Source organism: Sphingobium sp. Leaf26 (assembly GCF_001421665.1).
GTDB lineage: Bacteria > Pseudomonadota > Alphaproteobacteria > Sphingomonadales > Sphingomonadaceae > Sphingobium.
The window spans coordinates 32,112-45,825 of sequence record NZ_LMKV01000004.1; the positions used below are offsets into that span (position 1 = coordinate 32,112).

16 protein-coding genes are annotated in these 13,714 nt (G+C 64.5%); 4 read left to right on the plus strand and 12 right to left on the minus strand.

The genetic code is table 11. The features are described 5' to 3' along the window. Nucleotide 1: 1 nt before the first annotated feature. The gene (locus ASE85_RS06330; protein WP_056685385.1) at nucleotides 2-889 is read right to left on the minus strand and encodes an ABC transporter ATP-binding protein; all 888 of its coding nucleotides are present in this window, start codon (nucleotides 887-889) and stop codon (nucleotides 2-4) included. Further along, nucleotides 889-1,998, minus strand: a complete 1,110-nt coding sequence (locus tag ASE85_RS06335) for an MlaE family lipid ABC transporter permease subunit (protein ID WP_056685388.1) — start codon at nucleotides 1,996-1,998, stop codon at nucleotides 889-891. Before ASE85_RS06335 ends, ASE85_RS06330 begins: the two co-directional genes overlap by 1 nt. 98 nt (nucleotides 1,999-2,096) lie before the next feature. On the opposite strand from ASE85_RS06335, the gene ASE85_RS06340 reads away from it, so the two are divergent. Further along, nucleotides 2,097-2,774, plus strand: a complete 678-nt coding sequence (locus tag ASE85_RS06340) for an HAD family hydrolase (protein WP_268795119.1) — start codon at nucleotides 2,097-2,099, stop codon at nucleotides 2,772-2,774. Nucleotides 2,775-2,835: 61 nt separating this feature from the next. On the opposite strand, the gene ASE85_RS06345 is transcribed toward ASE85_RS06340, so the two are convergent. Beyond that, a complete protein-coding gene (locus tag ASE85_RS06345) occupies nucleotides 2,836-3,336 on the minus strand; it encodes a thiamine phosphate synthase (protein ID WP_056685395.1) in 501 nt (166 codons plus the stop codon). 23 nt (nucleotides 3,337-3,359) lie between these two features. Here ASE85_RS06345 and ASE85_RS06350 point away from each other — a divergent pair, with 23 nt between their 5' ends. Next, entirely contained in the window at nucleotides 3,360-4,094 is a 735-nt protein-coding gene (locus ASE85_RS06350; RefSeq protein WP_056685398.1) for a YggS family pyridoxal phosphate-dependent enzyme, read from the plus strand. Nucleotides 4,095-4,233: 139 nt separating this feature from the next. On the opposite strand, the gene ASE85_RS06355 is transcribed toward ASE85_RS06350, so the two are convergent. Beyond that, nucleotides 4,234-7,035, minus strand: a complete 2,802-nt coding sequence (locus ASE85_RS06355; protein WP_056685561.1) for a TonB-dependent receptor — start codon at nucleotides 7,033-7,035, stop codon at nucleotides 4,234-4,236. Between the two features lie 186 nt (nucleotides 7,036-7,221). Further along, the gene (gene pdeM / locus ASE85_RS06360; protein ID WP_056685401.1) at nucleotides 7,222-7,881 is read right to left on the minus strand and encodes a ligase-associated DNA damage response endonuclease PdeM; all 660 of its coding nucleotides are present in this window, start codon (nucleotides 7,879-7,881) and stop codon (nucleotides 7,222-7,224) included. Between the two features lie 64 nt (nucleotides 7,882-7,945). On the opposite strand from pdeM, the gene trhO reads away from it, so the two are divergent. Next, nucleotides 7,946-8,773: an oxygen-dependent tRNA uridine(34) hydroxylase TrhO gene (gene trhO, locus ASE85_RS06365; protein ID WP_056685404.1), complete on the plus strand. Its 828-nt coding sequence runs from the start codon at nucleotides 7,946-7,948 to the stop codon at nucleotides 8,771-8,773. A 68-nt stretch (nucleotides 8,774-8,841) separates the two neighbouring features. On the opposite strand, the gene ASE85_RS06370 is transcribed toward trhO, so the two are convergent. Genes ASE85_RS06370 through ASE85_RS06385 form a run of 4 tightly spaced genes read right to left on the minus strand, consistent with a single transcriptional unit; the run spans nucleotide 8,842 to nucleotide 10,927 of the window. Further along, nucleotides 8,842-9,105, minus strand: coding sequence for a hypothetical protein (locus tag ASE85_RS06370; protein ID WP_056685407.1), 264 nt, complete (start codon nucleotides 9,103-9,105; stop codon nucleotides 8,842-8,844). 4 nt (nucleotides 9,106-9,109) lie between these two features. Further along, entirely contained in the window at nucleotides 9,110-9,865 is a 756-nt protein-coding gene (locus ASE85_RS06375) for a YgjP family zinc-dependent metalloprotease (protein ID WP_082462690.1), read from the minus strand. After that, on the minus strand, nucleotides 9,822-10,259 hold the full coding sequence (locus ASE85_RS06380) for a YcgN family cysteine cluster protein (protein ID WP_056685410.1): 438 nt from the start codon (nucleotides 10,257-10,259) through the stop codon (nucleotides 9,822-9,824). Before ASE85_RS06380 ends, ASE85_RS06375 begins: the two co-directional genes overlap by 44 nt. After that, nucleotides 10,247-10,927 carry an SCO family protein gene (locus ASE85_RS06385; protein ID WP_200928313.1) on the minus strand — a complete coding sequence of 227 codons (681 nt, stop codon included), beginning with the start codon at nucleotides 10,925-10,927 and terminating at the stop codon, nucleotides 10,247-10,249. The genes ASE85_RS06380 and ASE85_RS06385 overlap by 13 nt, the downstream gene beginning before the upstream one ends. A gap of 40 nt (nucleotides 10,928-10,967) precedes the next feature. Between ASE85_RS06385 and ASE85_RS06390 the strand changes: the two genes are divergently transcribed. Further along, on the plus strand, nucleotides 10,968-11,579 hold the full coding sequence (locus ASE85_RS06390; RefSeq protein WP_056685570.1) for an ankyrin repeat domain-containing protein: 612 nt from the start codon (nucleotides 10,968-10,970) through the stop codon (nucleotides 11,577-11,579). Nucleotides 11,580-11,956: 377 nt separating this feature from the next. Here the strand turns inward: ASE85_RS06390 and ASE85_RS06395 are convergent, their stop codons facing one another. The 3 genes from ASE85_RS06395 to ASE85_RS06405 form a co-directional block, all read right to left on the minus strand. After that, the gene (locus tag ASE85_RS06395; RefSeq protein WP_056685413.1) at nucleotides 11,957-12,352 is read right to left on the minus strand and encodes a hypothetical protein; all 396 of its coding nucleotides are present in this window, start codon (nucleotides 12,350-12,352) and stop codon (nucleotides 11,957-11,959) included. Nucleotides 12,353-12,381: 29 nt separating this feature from the next. Then, nucleotides 12,382-12,876: an MmcB family DNA repair protein gene (locus ASE85_RS06400; RefSeq protein ID WP_056685417.1), complete on the minus strand. Its 495-nt coding sequence runs from the start codon at nucleotides 12,874-12,876 to the stop codon at nucleotides 12,382-12,384. Nucleotides 12,877-12,986: 110 nt separating this feature from the next. Next, nucleotides 12,987-13,652 carry a cell wall hydrolase gene (locus ASE85_RS06405; protein ID WP_056685420.1) on the minus strand — a complete coding sequence of 222 codons (666 nt, stop codon included), beginning with the start codon at nucleotides 13,650-13,652 and terminating at the stop codon, nucleotides 12,987-12,989. Nucleotides 13,653-13,714 lie beyond the last annotated feature (62 nt).

The following is a 13,714-nucleotide window of genomic DNA, read 5'->3' on the forward strand; positions in this document are numbered from 1 at the left end:
CCTATCGCCTTCCGTCCGGCGGGCTGACTGCCGCCTGCTTTGTCTGTTCCCGGTCCTTTTCGCGCGACACCGCCGCCGTGGCGGCCCGGCCGCGCGGACCGTTGAAATATTCCTGTATCCAGGGATGATCGGTCGCCAGCAATTCGTCGATCGTGCCCACCGCCGTCACCTTCCTGTCCGCCAGCACCGCCACCCGGTCACAGATGGAATAGAGCGTATCGAGATCATGGGTGATGAGGAAGACGGTCAGGCCCAGCGTCTGCTGCAACTTGCGCGTCATTTCGTCGAACGCCGCCGCGCCGATCGGGTCGAGGCCGGCGGTCGGCTCGTCCAGGAATAGCAGATCCGGGTCCAGCGCCAGGGCACGGGCCAGACCCGCGCGCTTCTTCATGCCACCCGACAGTTCGGATGGATATTTCGGGCCGGCCTCGGTCGGCAGGCCGGTCATGCGGATCTTGTAGGCGGCGATTTCATCGCGCAGTTCCGGCCCGATATTGGGATAATATTCCCGGATCGGCACTTCGACATTCTCGGCCACGGTCAGGGTCGAGAAGAGGGCACCACCCTGAAACAGCACGCCCCAGCGCTTGCGGACCGCCAGCGCCTCGTCATCCGACCGGCCGATCATGGACTCATTGAAAACCTGAATCTCGCCCTCATCGGGGGTCTGGAGACCGATGATCGTGCGCATCAGCACCGACTTGCCAGTGCCGGACCCGCCGACCACGCCCAATATCTCGCCCTTGCGCACGTCCAGGTCCAGGCCCTCATGGATGACCTGATCGCCGAAACTGTTGCGGAGCCCGCGTACCGAAATAGCGATGTCGCTCCGCTGGAACGCTTCTTCGACGCGCCGCTCCTCGGCCTGGAGGATGTCCTCTTCGCGCATCAGTTCCAGCCCACCCAGGTGAAGAAGACCGCGAAAAAGGCGTCGATCACGATGACCATGAAAATCGCCTGTACCACGGCTGCGGTCGTGCGCAGGCCGACTTCCTCGGCATTGCCCTTGACCTGCATGCCCTGAAAGCAGCCCGACAGGGCGATGATGATGCCGAAGACCGGCGCCTTGATCAGGCCGACCCACAGGTCGGTGATCGGCACGACTTCGCGCAGACGCTGGACGAAGGTGATGGGCGGAATCTCCAGCGCGATGGCGCACAGGAACCCGCCGCCAATGACCGCCATGACCGAAGCATAAAAGCCCAGCAGCGGCATCATCACGACCACGGCCAGCGTCCGCGGCAGAACCAGCGCCTCCATCGGCGACACGCCGATGGTGCGCATGGCGTCGACCTCTTCGGTCAGCTTCATCGTACCAAGCTGCGCGGCGAAGGCGGAACCGGACCGGCCCGCCACCATGATCGCGGTCATCAGCACGCCCAGTTCGCGGAAAGTGAGGCGGCCGACCAGATTGATCGTCAGCATCTCCATGCCGAACTGGCGCAACTGCACCGATCCTTGTTGTGCGATGACGATGCCGATCAGGAAACTCATCAGGCCGATGATGCCCAGCGCCGATACGCCGACCACCTCGAACCGCTGCACCACGGCATTGATGCGGAAACGACGGGGGTGGCGGATGACGCTCCATGTCGCGATCAGGGTCGCGCCGAAGAAACCGAGCAGGCCCATCAGCGTCGTGCCCGATGCGCAGACCGCCTCGCCGATCTGGCCGACCACGCGGCGCAGCGGATGCACATGGTTCGGCCGGATCGGCACCGGCTCGTCCAGTTCGCCCACGGCATGGATCAGCCGCCCGGCATCCTCGCTGGCGCCGCTGATGGCGCAGCCCAGCCGCTTGACGGCGCGGTGGATGGTCCAGGCCCCGATCGTGTCCATATGATCGACCTGCGACAGGTCGATGGCGGACACTGGTCCCTGCACGGCGTCCAGCCGGTCGGGCAGGTCGCCCAGACAGGCAATGGCAAGCGATCCGGAAAGTCGAACCACATTGCCACCGTCGCGATTTTCCTCGGCAAGATCGGCGGCTTTGTTCATGTGATGGGATTACTGGTCCATTATCGGTTGCACGGCAAGCCGAAACGGCCCATCCGCAAGCCAGAACGAAGGGCGGACAGAAAAGTTTCGGAAACGGCATGACGACATACAGGCTGGCCATCTACGACATGGATCGCACGGTGACGTTCAGCGGCACCTATACCGGTTTCCTGATCCATGTGGCCCGGCACATGGCCCCGTGGCGGCTGGTGCTTTTCCCCTGCGTCATCCTGTTGATGCTGGCCTATGTGCTCAAGCTCATCAGCCGGCAGCGGCTGAAGGAACTCAATCAGGCGCTGATGGTCGGCTATAATGTCGAGCGGGCGAAATTGATGCCACATATCGAAAGCTATGCCGATAAAGTGATGGCGACCAACCTGCGCGCCGGCGCAGTGGCGCAGATCGCGCAGGACCGGGCCGACGGCTATCGGCTGGTGCTCGCCACCGCCTCCTATCGCCTCTATGTCGAACCGATCGCGCGGCGGCTGGGCTTCGACGCGGTGATCGCCACCGATCATCTGTCGCAGGATCTACGCTATGTCCGCGCAAAGATCGCCGGTGAAAATTGCTACGACACGGGCAAGCTGCGCATGATCAAGGCCTGGATGGCGGCCGAGGCGATCGACCGGACCCAGGCGCATATCCGTGCCTATTCCGACCATGTGTCGGACGCGCCGATGCTGGAGTTCGCCGACATCCCCTTCGCCAGCAATCCGCACAAGCCGCTGGCGAAACTGGCGGCAGAGCGCGGCTGGACGCGGGTGGACTGGGCCTAGAGCATTTTCGAAGCAGATGGCATCATCTGCTGGCTCGGAAAATGCGGAAAACAAAAGATAATCAGAGCATAATCTGATCCTGTATGATCGGATTACCACCCAATGCCATGACCGGCGCCTCGACCTGCCGCGCCAGTGCCGCAAAGCGCACCCGCCCCAAGGCCCCGGCACCGACATGGGAACGGGTCGGGAAAAGGGGGGAGACGAAGCAAAGCTCAGCACCCCGTGAAGCAAAGGCCTGCTGACGATCATGGACCGCGCGGCTGCGGATCAGGGGTCGCACCACCCGATGGGGGTCGCCATGCACGCCATCGGCCCGCCATGCCGCCGCCAGCCGTGCATCGCCCGCCAGCAGCAGCACCAGCCGACGCCGTCGCGCGATCGCCCGCAACGCCTCGAACAGTGCCCGCCGGGCCGCCGACGCCGTGCGATAATGGCGAAACACGATGCCGGCTCGCCCCTTGGGCAACCGGCCTGCCGCCGCCAGCAAGGCCGCCGCCTCGACCCGCTCGTCGGTCATCAGCCAGATCAGGGGCAGCTTTTTGCGGTGGCGGTGCGACATGGCCCTCGCCTATAGCAGCGCGCATGACCACAGACAGAATTATCGACGCAGCGGACCGCCTCGCCACCCTGCGTGACAGCATCGATCGCGCCGCCCGCCTGACCGATCGCACCGCCGACGCCGTCCACCTGATCGCCGTGTCCAAGACCCATGATGCCGACGCCATCCGCCCGCTGCTTCATGCCGGGCAGCGTGTGTTCGGCGAAAATCGGGTGCAGGAGGCGCAGGAGAAATGGCCCGCGCTGCGCGAGGAGTTTTCCGGCGTGGACCTGCATCTGGTCGGGCAATTGCAATCCAACAAAGCCGCCGATGCCGTGGCCCTGTTCGACGTCATCCACAGCCTCGACCGTCCCTCGCTGCTGACCGCGCTCGCCAGGGCGATGGATGCGGCGGGCAAGCGCGTCCCCTGCTTCATTCAGGTCAATATCGGCTCGGAGGAGCAGAAGGGCGGCTGTCCCATCACCGACACGCCCGCGCTGATCGCCGCCGCGCGCGACGCCGATATTCCGATCCTGGGCCTGATGTGCGTGCCCCCGGCCGATATCGAGGCCGCGCCCTTCTTCGCGCTGCTCGCAAAAATGGCGCGGGAAGAAGGCCTCCCGCGCCTGTCGATGGGCATGTCGGGCGATTATGAAACCGCCATCATGCTGGGCGCGACCGACATTCGCGTCGGCACCGCGCTGTTCGGACAAAGGCCGTCTCCCGCTCGCCCGGTTCCGGCAAGCGGGAGAGGCATGGTCCGCAATTCGTCACACTAGGACGGATTGCCATTCAGGAGATGGCGTGACGAAAATGGTGACTTGTCGTGACCCGGAGCGGAGCGACCTTTAAGGTCGTGAGCACCGGAAGCACGGCAAGTCGCCATTTGCAGGCCGCCAGAACTGAATGGCGACCGTTCTAGAAACTCCCGCGCAAAGTGATGCCATAGGTGCGCGGTTCGGCCAGATAGGCGGAGATGAGCTGGTTCGCCATCGGCGCGCCGGCCGCGAACTGGCCGGTGGTGGACGTGGCGGGACTGCTCGACTGGAGCGGGCTGGAGAAGGCGACCTGGCTGTAATTCTGGTTGAAGATATTCTGCCCCCACAATTCCACCGACCAACGCTGCTGCGGCCCGCGAATGCCGACACGGGCGTTCACCACCGCAAAGCCATCCTGATTCTTCTCGGGGAACAGGTCCGACCCGGTGTTGAAGTCGCTGGTCATGCGCCCGTCGACATAGAAGAGCGCGGACAGGCCCGACGAACCGATGTCCGGGGTCCACGCCATGCTGGCGGTCGTCACCATCTGCGGCGCGTTGCTGTTGATCGATCCGGGCAGCAGGAACAGCGCCGTATCGAGCGGCACGCTGCCGTCGCCGCTGCCCACCAGACGGTTGGCGAATTTGGCGCGGGCATAGGTCGCGCCGCCGGACACGCGGAAATTGCGCGCCGGGCTGACGCTGGCTTCCAGTTCGATACCCTGGCTGATCAGGCCCGGTCCGACATCGCCGCTATCGCAGGTCCGCGCCGCGCTCAATGCGCTGTCGCAGCCATTGATATTCTGCACGACGAAGCTGGTGCCGTTGAAGGTGTTGAGCTGGAAATTCTTGAACTCCTGCCGGAAGGCGGCGATGTTCACGCTCCATTTGGGCTGCACATATTTCAGGCCGACTTCAAAACTGTCGACCTTTTCAGCCGCGAAGCGCAGGCTGGTCACGTCCGCATTGGTGCGCGGCGAAAAGACGGCGGGGATGGCGTTGAGACCGGTCGATCCCAACTGGAAACGATCCAGATTATAGCCGCCCGCCTTATACCCCTTGGAATAGCTGCCATAGAGCAGCAATTCGTCGATCGGCTTCCAGGACAGCACCGCCGTACCCGAAAATTCGCCGTCGCTGATCTTGTCATTGAGGTCCAGCGCGTTGAGGCCGGTCGATCCGTTGCCAAGGCACCCCAAGGTCAGGATGCCGCCGGCCAGCGTCGCCGCGCTGCCCAGCGCCGGATTGGTGGCGATGCCGGGCAGGCCGGACGCCTGCAAGGCTGCGCAGGTCGCGTTATTATTGTTGAAATCGGACGAGAAGCGCTTGCTTTCATGGGTATAGCGCAGGCCCAAAGTCAGATCGAGCCGATTGGTGATGTGGACGATATTATGGGTGAAGAGTGCCCAGTTCTCGCTCTTCTGGCGATAGAGGGAGGCGACGTCGCCAGTGCCGGACGGGATCGCCGACAGCGCGCGCAGGCCATTGCCAAGGCCCGTCGAGATCGCCCCGGCCTGCGCCGCCGCGATCGGAGCGGGCACGCCCCGCGCGATCAGCGCGGCGGTCAGTCCGGCGTTCAACTGCGCCTGCGTGCCGTTGATGAGCGGCTGGGTGGCCAGACCGCTGCCGCAGGCCGCCAGTTGTCCGGCGGTCAGGTTGCTGTTGACGCTGGCGCCGGCCATCAGGCGGCAGGCCGCGAACCGGCCATAATCCGCGCCGAAGCGGATATTGTCCTGCAAGGTCAGCCGCTCATTGGCGTAATAGCCGCCGACCAGCCAGTCGAGCTTGTCGTTGAACGCCGACCCCTGCAACCGCAGTTCCTGCGTGAAGGTCTTGAACTGGCGATAGGTGTTGGGATCGCGATAGAGCAGGTCGGCGGCATTATAGTCATAATCGCCATAGTCGCGGGATTTATAGTCGCGATAGGCGGTGATGCTGGTCAGTTTCGCGCCGCCGAAATCATAATTGATCTCGCCCGACACGCCCCAGTCGCGCAGCTTGCTGACATAGTCGCGGCCTGGCGTCACATGCAGTTCGCGATCATAGGGATCGGCCGGGATCACGCTGCCCTGACCCGCCAGAATCGCGGCGATCCGGTTGAAGGGCGCGTCGGTATAGCCGCCGCCGGCCGCCGGCCGCCGTTCGCGCGCCTCGACATAGGCCGCGCCGCAACAGCTTTCGTCGCGATTGGTATAATCGCCGATCAACCGGATCGACAGCGCATCGTTCGGCTCGATCAGCGCCTGTCCGCGCAGGAAATAGCGGTTGCGGTCATTGGTGTCGCCGACCTTGTTGCCGGCGGTGTCGACCAGCTTGTAGAAACCGTCACGCTTGCTCCACACCCCGTCCAGCGACAGCGCGATGCCATCGGCGATCGGCCCGGTGACACGCCCCGACAGCCGCCAATAATCATAATTGCCATAGGTGATCTCACCCTTGGCATGGAATGTGTTTTCCGGGGCCTTGCTGATGATGTTGATGAGGCCTGCCGAGGCATTGCGGCCGAACAGCGTGCCCTGCGGCCCGCGCAGCACCTCGACCCGTTCGATCTCGCCCAGTTCGTTGAGGCCCGCGCCGGTGCGCGAACGATAGACGCCGTCGATGAACACCGCGACGGAGCTTTCCAGCCCCGGATTGTCGCCCACCGTGCCGATACCGCGAATACGGGCGGACGCATTGGCTTCGGACCCGGTCGAGGACACCAGCAGCGACGGCGCCAGTTGGTTCAGCGTGCGGATGTCGCTCGCGCCGCTATTCTGCATCGCCTGCGCGCCCACCGCCGACACCGCGATCGGCACATCGGACAGGGGGCTGGCGCGGCGGGTGGCGGTCACGATGATGTTGGCGCTGCCATCGTCCACGACCGGTTGCGGCGCGGCTGCATCCTGCGCCAGAGCGGCAGGGGCAACCATGCACAGCGCCAACGCACCCACGGTCGTCAGCAAGGGACTCTTATGTGTCATGATGTCGATCCTCTCCTGGCCCGCACGGCTTTTCGCCATGTCGGAATGGTGGTGATTATGCTGCCACAGCAAGGACATGGCAAGACTCGCGCACTTTTCCGCGCTTTTTCCGCATCTGCGGGACAAGGGAGAGGAGCCATGTTGCCGGATAGCAACAAAGGATATGCGCAATTCCGTAACGGAAGCTTACGATAAGGGAAAGCGCAGCAATCGGTCGGCGACCGGCACCAACGCAGCCGCACCCGGCCCGACCGCCCGACGAATCTCTCCATGGCCCGCATCCAGACCTCCCGTCAGCGCCCCCAGCGCAGGCAGGATCAGCTTGGTGGCCGATCCCACGAAACAACGTCGCGACACATGCCGGCCGCGCAGCGACAGGCGCAGCTTGGGATGGAAATGGCCGGAAATTTCGGGGCGCGGATCATCCGCTTCCGCCTCATGCCGCAACCATATCCCCTCGACCTGCGCCTCTGCGACCCGACGTCCCCCCGGCATATGCGCGACAGCAGCATCATGATTGCCGGTAATCCAGATCCAGTCCAGCTTTTCCGTAAGGGAAAACAGTCTTTCGCGCGCCAGCGGGTCCAGCCGGGCAGCGCCGTCGGCGTCATGAAAACTGTCCCCCAGCGACCAGACCGCCTGCGCGCCGGTCCGCTCGACCAGCGCCTCGATCACGTCCAGCGTCGCCTGGCTGTCATGCGGGGGCAGGAACTGGCCGAAGCGCGCATACCAGCTCGCTTTCTCGAAATGCAGGTCGGCGACCAGCAGCGCCCGCTGCGCCGGCCAGTAGAGCGCGGCCTCGGGCAGCGCCATGAAGGCCTGACCTGCGAACGAAAGGGGAACCATGCACCGCCTATGCGCCTGTCCGCCCCGGCTTTCAAGAGGCGGCGCAAAGCCCTATAGGCGCGCCATGTCCAGCCATACCGTCGCCGCCCTCTATTGCTTCACCCGCTTCGCCGATCCTGCGGCGATCGCCGCCGACCTGCGCGTCCGGTGCGCGGACCTCGACACCTGCGGCACGCTGATCCTGGCGGGGGAGGGGATCAATGGCACGGTGGCCGGCAGCGCCGATGCCATCGCCACGCTGATCGCCCATCTGCGCACCCTGCCGGGCTGCGCCGCCATGGACGTCAAATATTCTCATGCGCACGGCGCGCCCTTCGCCCGGATGAAGGTGAAGGTGAAGGCGGAAATCGTGACTTTGGGCGTGGGCGATCTGGACCCGGCCAACCGGGCCGGCACCCATCTCGACCCGGCGGAATGGAACGCCCTGATCGCCGATCCCGACACGGTCATCATCGACACGCGCAATGCCTATGAGGTGGCGGTCGGCACGTTCGAGCGCGCGATCGACCCCGAAACCCGCTCCTTCCGCGAATTTCCCGACTGGTTCGACGCCTTCGCCGCCGACCTCAAGGCACAAGGGCGAACTCCGAAGATCGCCATGTTCTGCACCGGCGGCATAAGATGCGAAAAATCCACCGCGCTGGTGAAGGCGCGCGGCTTCGATGACGTCTACCACCTCAAGGGCGGAATCCTGCGCTATCTGGAGGAAATGCCGGAAGCCGACAGCCGCTGGCAGGGCGACTGCTATGTCTTCGACGAACGGGTGGCGGTGGGCCATGGCCTCAAGGTCGGCGACTATGCCACCTGCAAATATTGCGGCCTGCCCTATCGGCAGGACGCCGACCATGACTGCCCCGGCGATGCGTCAGGCGCCTGGCCGCATCGGAGTTGATAGCAAGATGGGATGCGGCCAACTTTTATGAAGCGTTCCCCGACGCAGGCCGGCGAACGCAATGATATTCAAACCGGCTCCTCCACCACCTCGGCAATCTCGAAGACATAGCTTTTCCAGCCACGCATCTTCGCGCCGTCCCCGGCTGGCCCCTTCAACTTCTTCGCCTCCGCCAGCGACCGCGTATGGCCCCAGAACACTTCGGTCTTGCCATTGTCCAGCACCGCCACGATCCGCCAATAATGGGTGAAGGGGTCCGCCGTCGGCCCGATCCGCTTCACATAGCCGTCCGGCATCGTCGCAATCAGATAGCGTCTCTTCGGCCGTGCCATGCGATCAGGCCCGGTAGCGGTGCAGCCCCGCGCCATGGACGCGCAGCCATTCGCGCGCCGGCCGGGGATCGGCGCCATAGATGCGCCTGTGTGCCGCGTGGAAGGCCGGGCTATGGTCCATATGCAGCAGATGGGCCAGTTCATGCGCCACCGTCGCCCGCCGCACCGCCGGCGGGGCCAGGATCAGCCGCCAGCTATAGCGGATCGCGCCGGACGAAGCGCAACTGCCCCAGCGGCTGCGGGTATCGCCCACGCCCACCGACGCAACGATCAGCCCATGGTCGCGCGCCAGTTCGTGACTCTCCGTCTCCAGCACCGCCCGCGCCCGCGCCACCAGCCAGCGCTGCACCCGCGCGCCGACCGATTCCGCCGCGCCGCCCAGCAGCAGCCGGTCGCCCTCCAGCCTTATCGTCCGCGTCGCGCCCTCAACCCAGTGAATCAGGATGTCGCGCCCCTCCAGCGGAAAGGTCGCACCATGGTCCAGCAGGGTGATCGCCGGCTGCTTCGCCATCTGCGCGCGCACCCAGCCTTCATGATCCTGCGCCCAGCCGAGCGCTTTCTTGAGGTTCGCCCGCGCCGGCAGCGACAGGCGCAGCGCCCCGCGTGCGCTGTCGATCGTCAGTCGGTAGGCCCGCGCTCGCGCCGACCGGCGCACCAGCACCGGCATCGCCACGCCATCGATCAGGATCGCGGCGCCAGCCTCAGACTTCCCACCTTCAGACTTCGCGGTCGACAAGATGATTTTCCCAGTCGCCGGCATCGGCCTCACCCACCGTCCAGCCGCGCACCGACTGGCCGGCGCGATGCACCGCCTCCCGGTCGCCGCAGACCAGATAATGCCAGTCGGGCAGGGGCAGCCCTTCGCCCCGCAGCCGATAGGCGCAGGTACGCGGCAACCATTCGATTTGCCGCACCTTGGCCGGGGTCAGCCGCACGCAATCGGGGACGAACTTGCGCCGGTCCTTGTAATTGCTGCATTGGCCGCTGTGCCGGTCGAGCAGGCGACAGGCAATGTTGGTGGGATAGATCCGCCCCGTATCCTCATCCTGCGCCTTGTGCAGGCAGCATTTGCCACAGCCGTCGCACAAAGCTTCCCATTCGGCCTTGTCGAGCGTGTCGAGGGGTTTTTCCCAGAAGTGCGTCACTTGACCCATTTTTCCAGGAAGGCGAGAACCTTGTCCGGCGCGCCTTCGTCCACATCCGCCGTTGCGGGATCATCCACCGGCACCAGCGCCACCGGCTTGCCGTCGCCATCGAACAGATAGGGCGTGCGGCTGTGGCTGACCAGATAGTCGGTCGCCGCGCCCGCCTTTTCCGTGCCCTTTTCGGGATTGTAGATCACGACGAAATCCTTGCCGACCTTCGCGATCTGCTCTTTCGTGCCGGTCAGGCCGATCAGGCGCGGGTGGAAGGCGGCGACATAGGTTTTCAGCACGGCTGGCGTGTCCCGCTCGGGATCGACGCTGATCAGCATCGGCTGCACCTTCGCGGCCAGCGCCGGTTTGGCCTTCTCGAACTTCGCGAACGCCTGCATGATCCGTTGCAGGTCGACCGGGCAGACGTCGGGGCAATAGGTATAGCCGAAATAGACCAGCCGATACTGGCCCTTGAAACTGTCCCAACTGGTCGGCTTGCCGTCCTGGTTGGTCAGGGTGAAGGGCGCTCCGATCCGGGCGCCGATCAATTCGCCCTGTTCGCTCTCCCCGCTTGATGCGTTCCCGCCGGCCCCCATATTACAGGCAGCCAGCAGGGCAAGGAAAGGCAGAGCCAGATAAGGCAGGGCGGCGATGGCGACGTCTTTGTTCATGGCATGGCCAGCCATGCCCTGCTAGGACATGATTTGCAATGCAACGGGGCCGATGATGAAGAGCAAGTATCTTTCCGCTTTCCTGGGGTTGATCTCCATGGCGCTGCTGACGCCCGCTCCGGCGCAGGCCCAGTTTTCCGACAATTATAATTTCCTGAAGGCGGTGAAGGACAAGGACGGGCAGAAAGTCACCGACCTCATTCAAAAGCCCGGCTCCACCGTCATCAACAGCCGCGACGTGTCCACCGGCGAAAATGCGCTGCACTTCATCGTCGCCCGCCGCGACGCCACCTGGCTGACCTTCCTGCTGGCCAAGGGTGCCAATCCCAACCTGACCGACAATGACGGCAATACCCCGTTGATGGACGCGGTGCAGGGCCGGTTCGAAGAAGGGGTGCGCACCCTGCTCAGCTACAAGGCGCAGGTCGACAAGGTGAATGGCAGCGGCGAAACCCCGCTGATCCGCGCGGTGCAGCTCCGCGACGTGGGCATCGTCCGCCTGCTGGTGGCGCAGGGCGCCAGCCCCGACAAGCGTGACAGCATCGCCGGCATGTCCGCGCGCGACTATGCGCAGCGCGACGGCCGCACCCCCGGCCTCACCGAAGCGCTGGACGCCGCCAAGACGACCGCCGCGCCCAAGGGGCCGGTGCAGGGTCCGGTATTCTGAGTCTGCGCCAGGCTGACACTCGACCATTGCCCGTCATGCTGAACCTGGTTCAGCATCCCTTTCTCCGCCTTGGAGCATCGTGCGGAAAAGTGGGCACCGGTTTTTCGCTTAAAATGATGCGAAAACAAAAAACTGGAGCGCGCGACCTGCATCGGATTTAACGCAGCGCGCGCGAGACCCACGGTGCATGGGGGCGCGATGAATCCTGAACCCGGTTGAGGATGATGTTGCCTATATTGCTAGAGCATGTTCCGATCATACAGGATCAGATTATGCCCTGATTATCTTTTGTTTTCCGCATTTTCCGAGCCAGAAGATGATGCCATCTGCTTCGAAAATGCTCTAGCCTCACGCCGCCATCCGATCGCCGATATAGCCTAACGCCCGGCCTTCACCTCATCCTCGCTCCACCAGCGCAGATGATGGGCGACGCCGCTGCGCAAGACGCAGCTTTCCAGTGCGCCCGCCAGCCGCTCCACCGTCTCGCTCGCATCGACCCGGCCCAGCCAGCGCCACACCCGCGGTTTCGACGGGTGGATGAAGCACAAATGCCCGTCGTCACAGGCAGCCAGCGCGCCGCAGCCGATCCACAGCGCAAAGCCGGGATTCTCCAGCGCCACGCACCATCCCCAATCCTCGGCCACCGCCGTCCTTATGCGATAGCCGTGGGCGGGCAGGCCGAGGACAAGCTGCCGCGCCAGCAATTCGCCAGGCAGCGCCGTACCGGGCGGATCGCATAATGCCCCGGATCGAAATTCCAGATGGGACCGCATCTTGCTCCCTGTTGCAAAGAATGGCTGGCCTACCAGCCGATCTCCGCAGCATGATCCGGGTCGCCGAGCGCCGTCAACCGCCGTGCGGCGCGCCGGGCGAAGCGTAGCGTCTCCGCCTTGCGCCGCGCCGCCGCCAGCGGCTCCACCGGGGCAGGGCGCACCAGTTCGGCATCATATTGGTCCGCGACGATCAGCCCGGTGCGGGTCGGCCACAGCGCTTCGCTGTCGAACAGGGCCAGGTCGAACCCCGCCGGCACCGCCCAATAATAGCGGTCGCAATAGTCGAAATAGTCCGGCCATTTCATGTCGCCCAGCAGGTCGGCCCTGCTGCACTTTATCTCCACGATGGTCAGCCGCCCGGCCCCGTCGATCGCCATGATGTCCGCCCGGCGCCCGTTGGGCAGCGGCACTTCCAATATCCCGCTCATGTCGTGGCGGAAGAAGAGCCGCAGCGTGCCGCGCGCCACCGCCAGCGCGGTACCGTCGGTCAGGGGCGAACAGACGTCGATCGGGGCACTACTCATCCCGCCACCTTAGAACAAGACAGGAACATATGAAAAGGCCGATTCGGACAAACCGAACCGGCCTCACAAAGTTTCGCCATCGCAGACCGGCGCGTTACCGCGCCCGATCCTCAACGATAAAAGATATGATTGTCGATCATCGCCAGCTTGGCCTTGCCCCAGCCCGGCGAAACGCGGCGGGCGTGGAAGAAGAGCGCGCCTTCCGCGCGGCTGTCCCAGCTATCGTTCGTCGCGATCTGGGCGATGGCGACGGCCTGCCGCCAGCTACGGCTGTCGATACGAACCGGGGGCATGCCGCCGCCGCGCACGAAGCTGAACTGGCTCGGCTGGTAGACGACGCCGCACAGGCTGCTGGCGAAACGACCGGACTTGGCGCGGTTGATGATCACGCGCGCGACGGCCAGCTGGCCTTCCAGGCTTTCGCCCTTGGATTCGAAATAGACGGCGCCGGCCAGGCACTTCATGTCGCCGTCCAGCTCCTCGGGCGCGCCTTGGGCGTCGACCAGAGCAGCGAGGCTGGTGGCCTGCGCGTCGCTATCGGTGGAAAATTCGGTGGGGGCCTTGTTGGCCGACTCCAGCGGCTGCGACACTTCGCGCGGCGTGGAGAAAATAACGGCAGCCTGAGGGCTGGTCGATGCAGTCGCAGGGAAAGCCTGCGGAAGAGACGTGACCGAAGCGACCGACTCACCGGCGATCGACATATCGGAAGCCGTGACCGCAGCGGCGGCGGACAGGGCAAAGGCTGCCATCAGGGCAGCTTTCAGACGAAAACTCATTACGGCTCAAAATCATGCGGTTCTTGGCCGGAAACGTCGTTTTAAACCATATTCTCTGACGT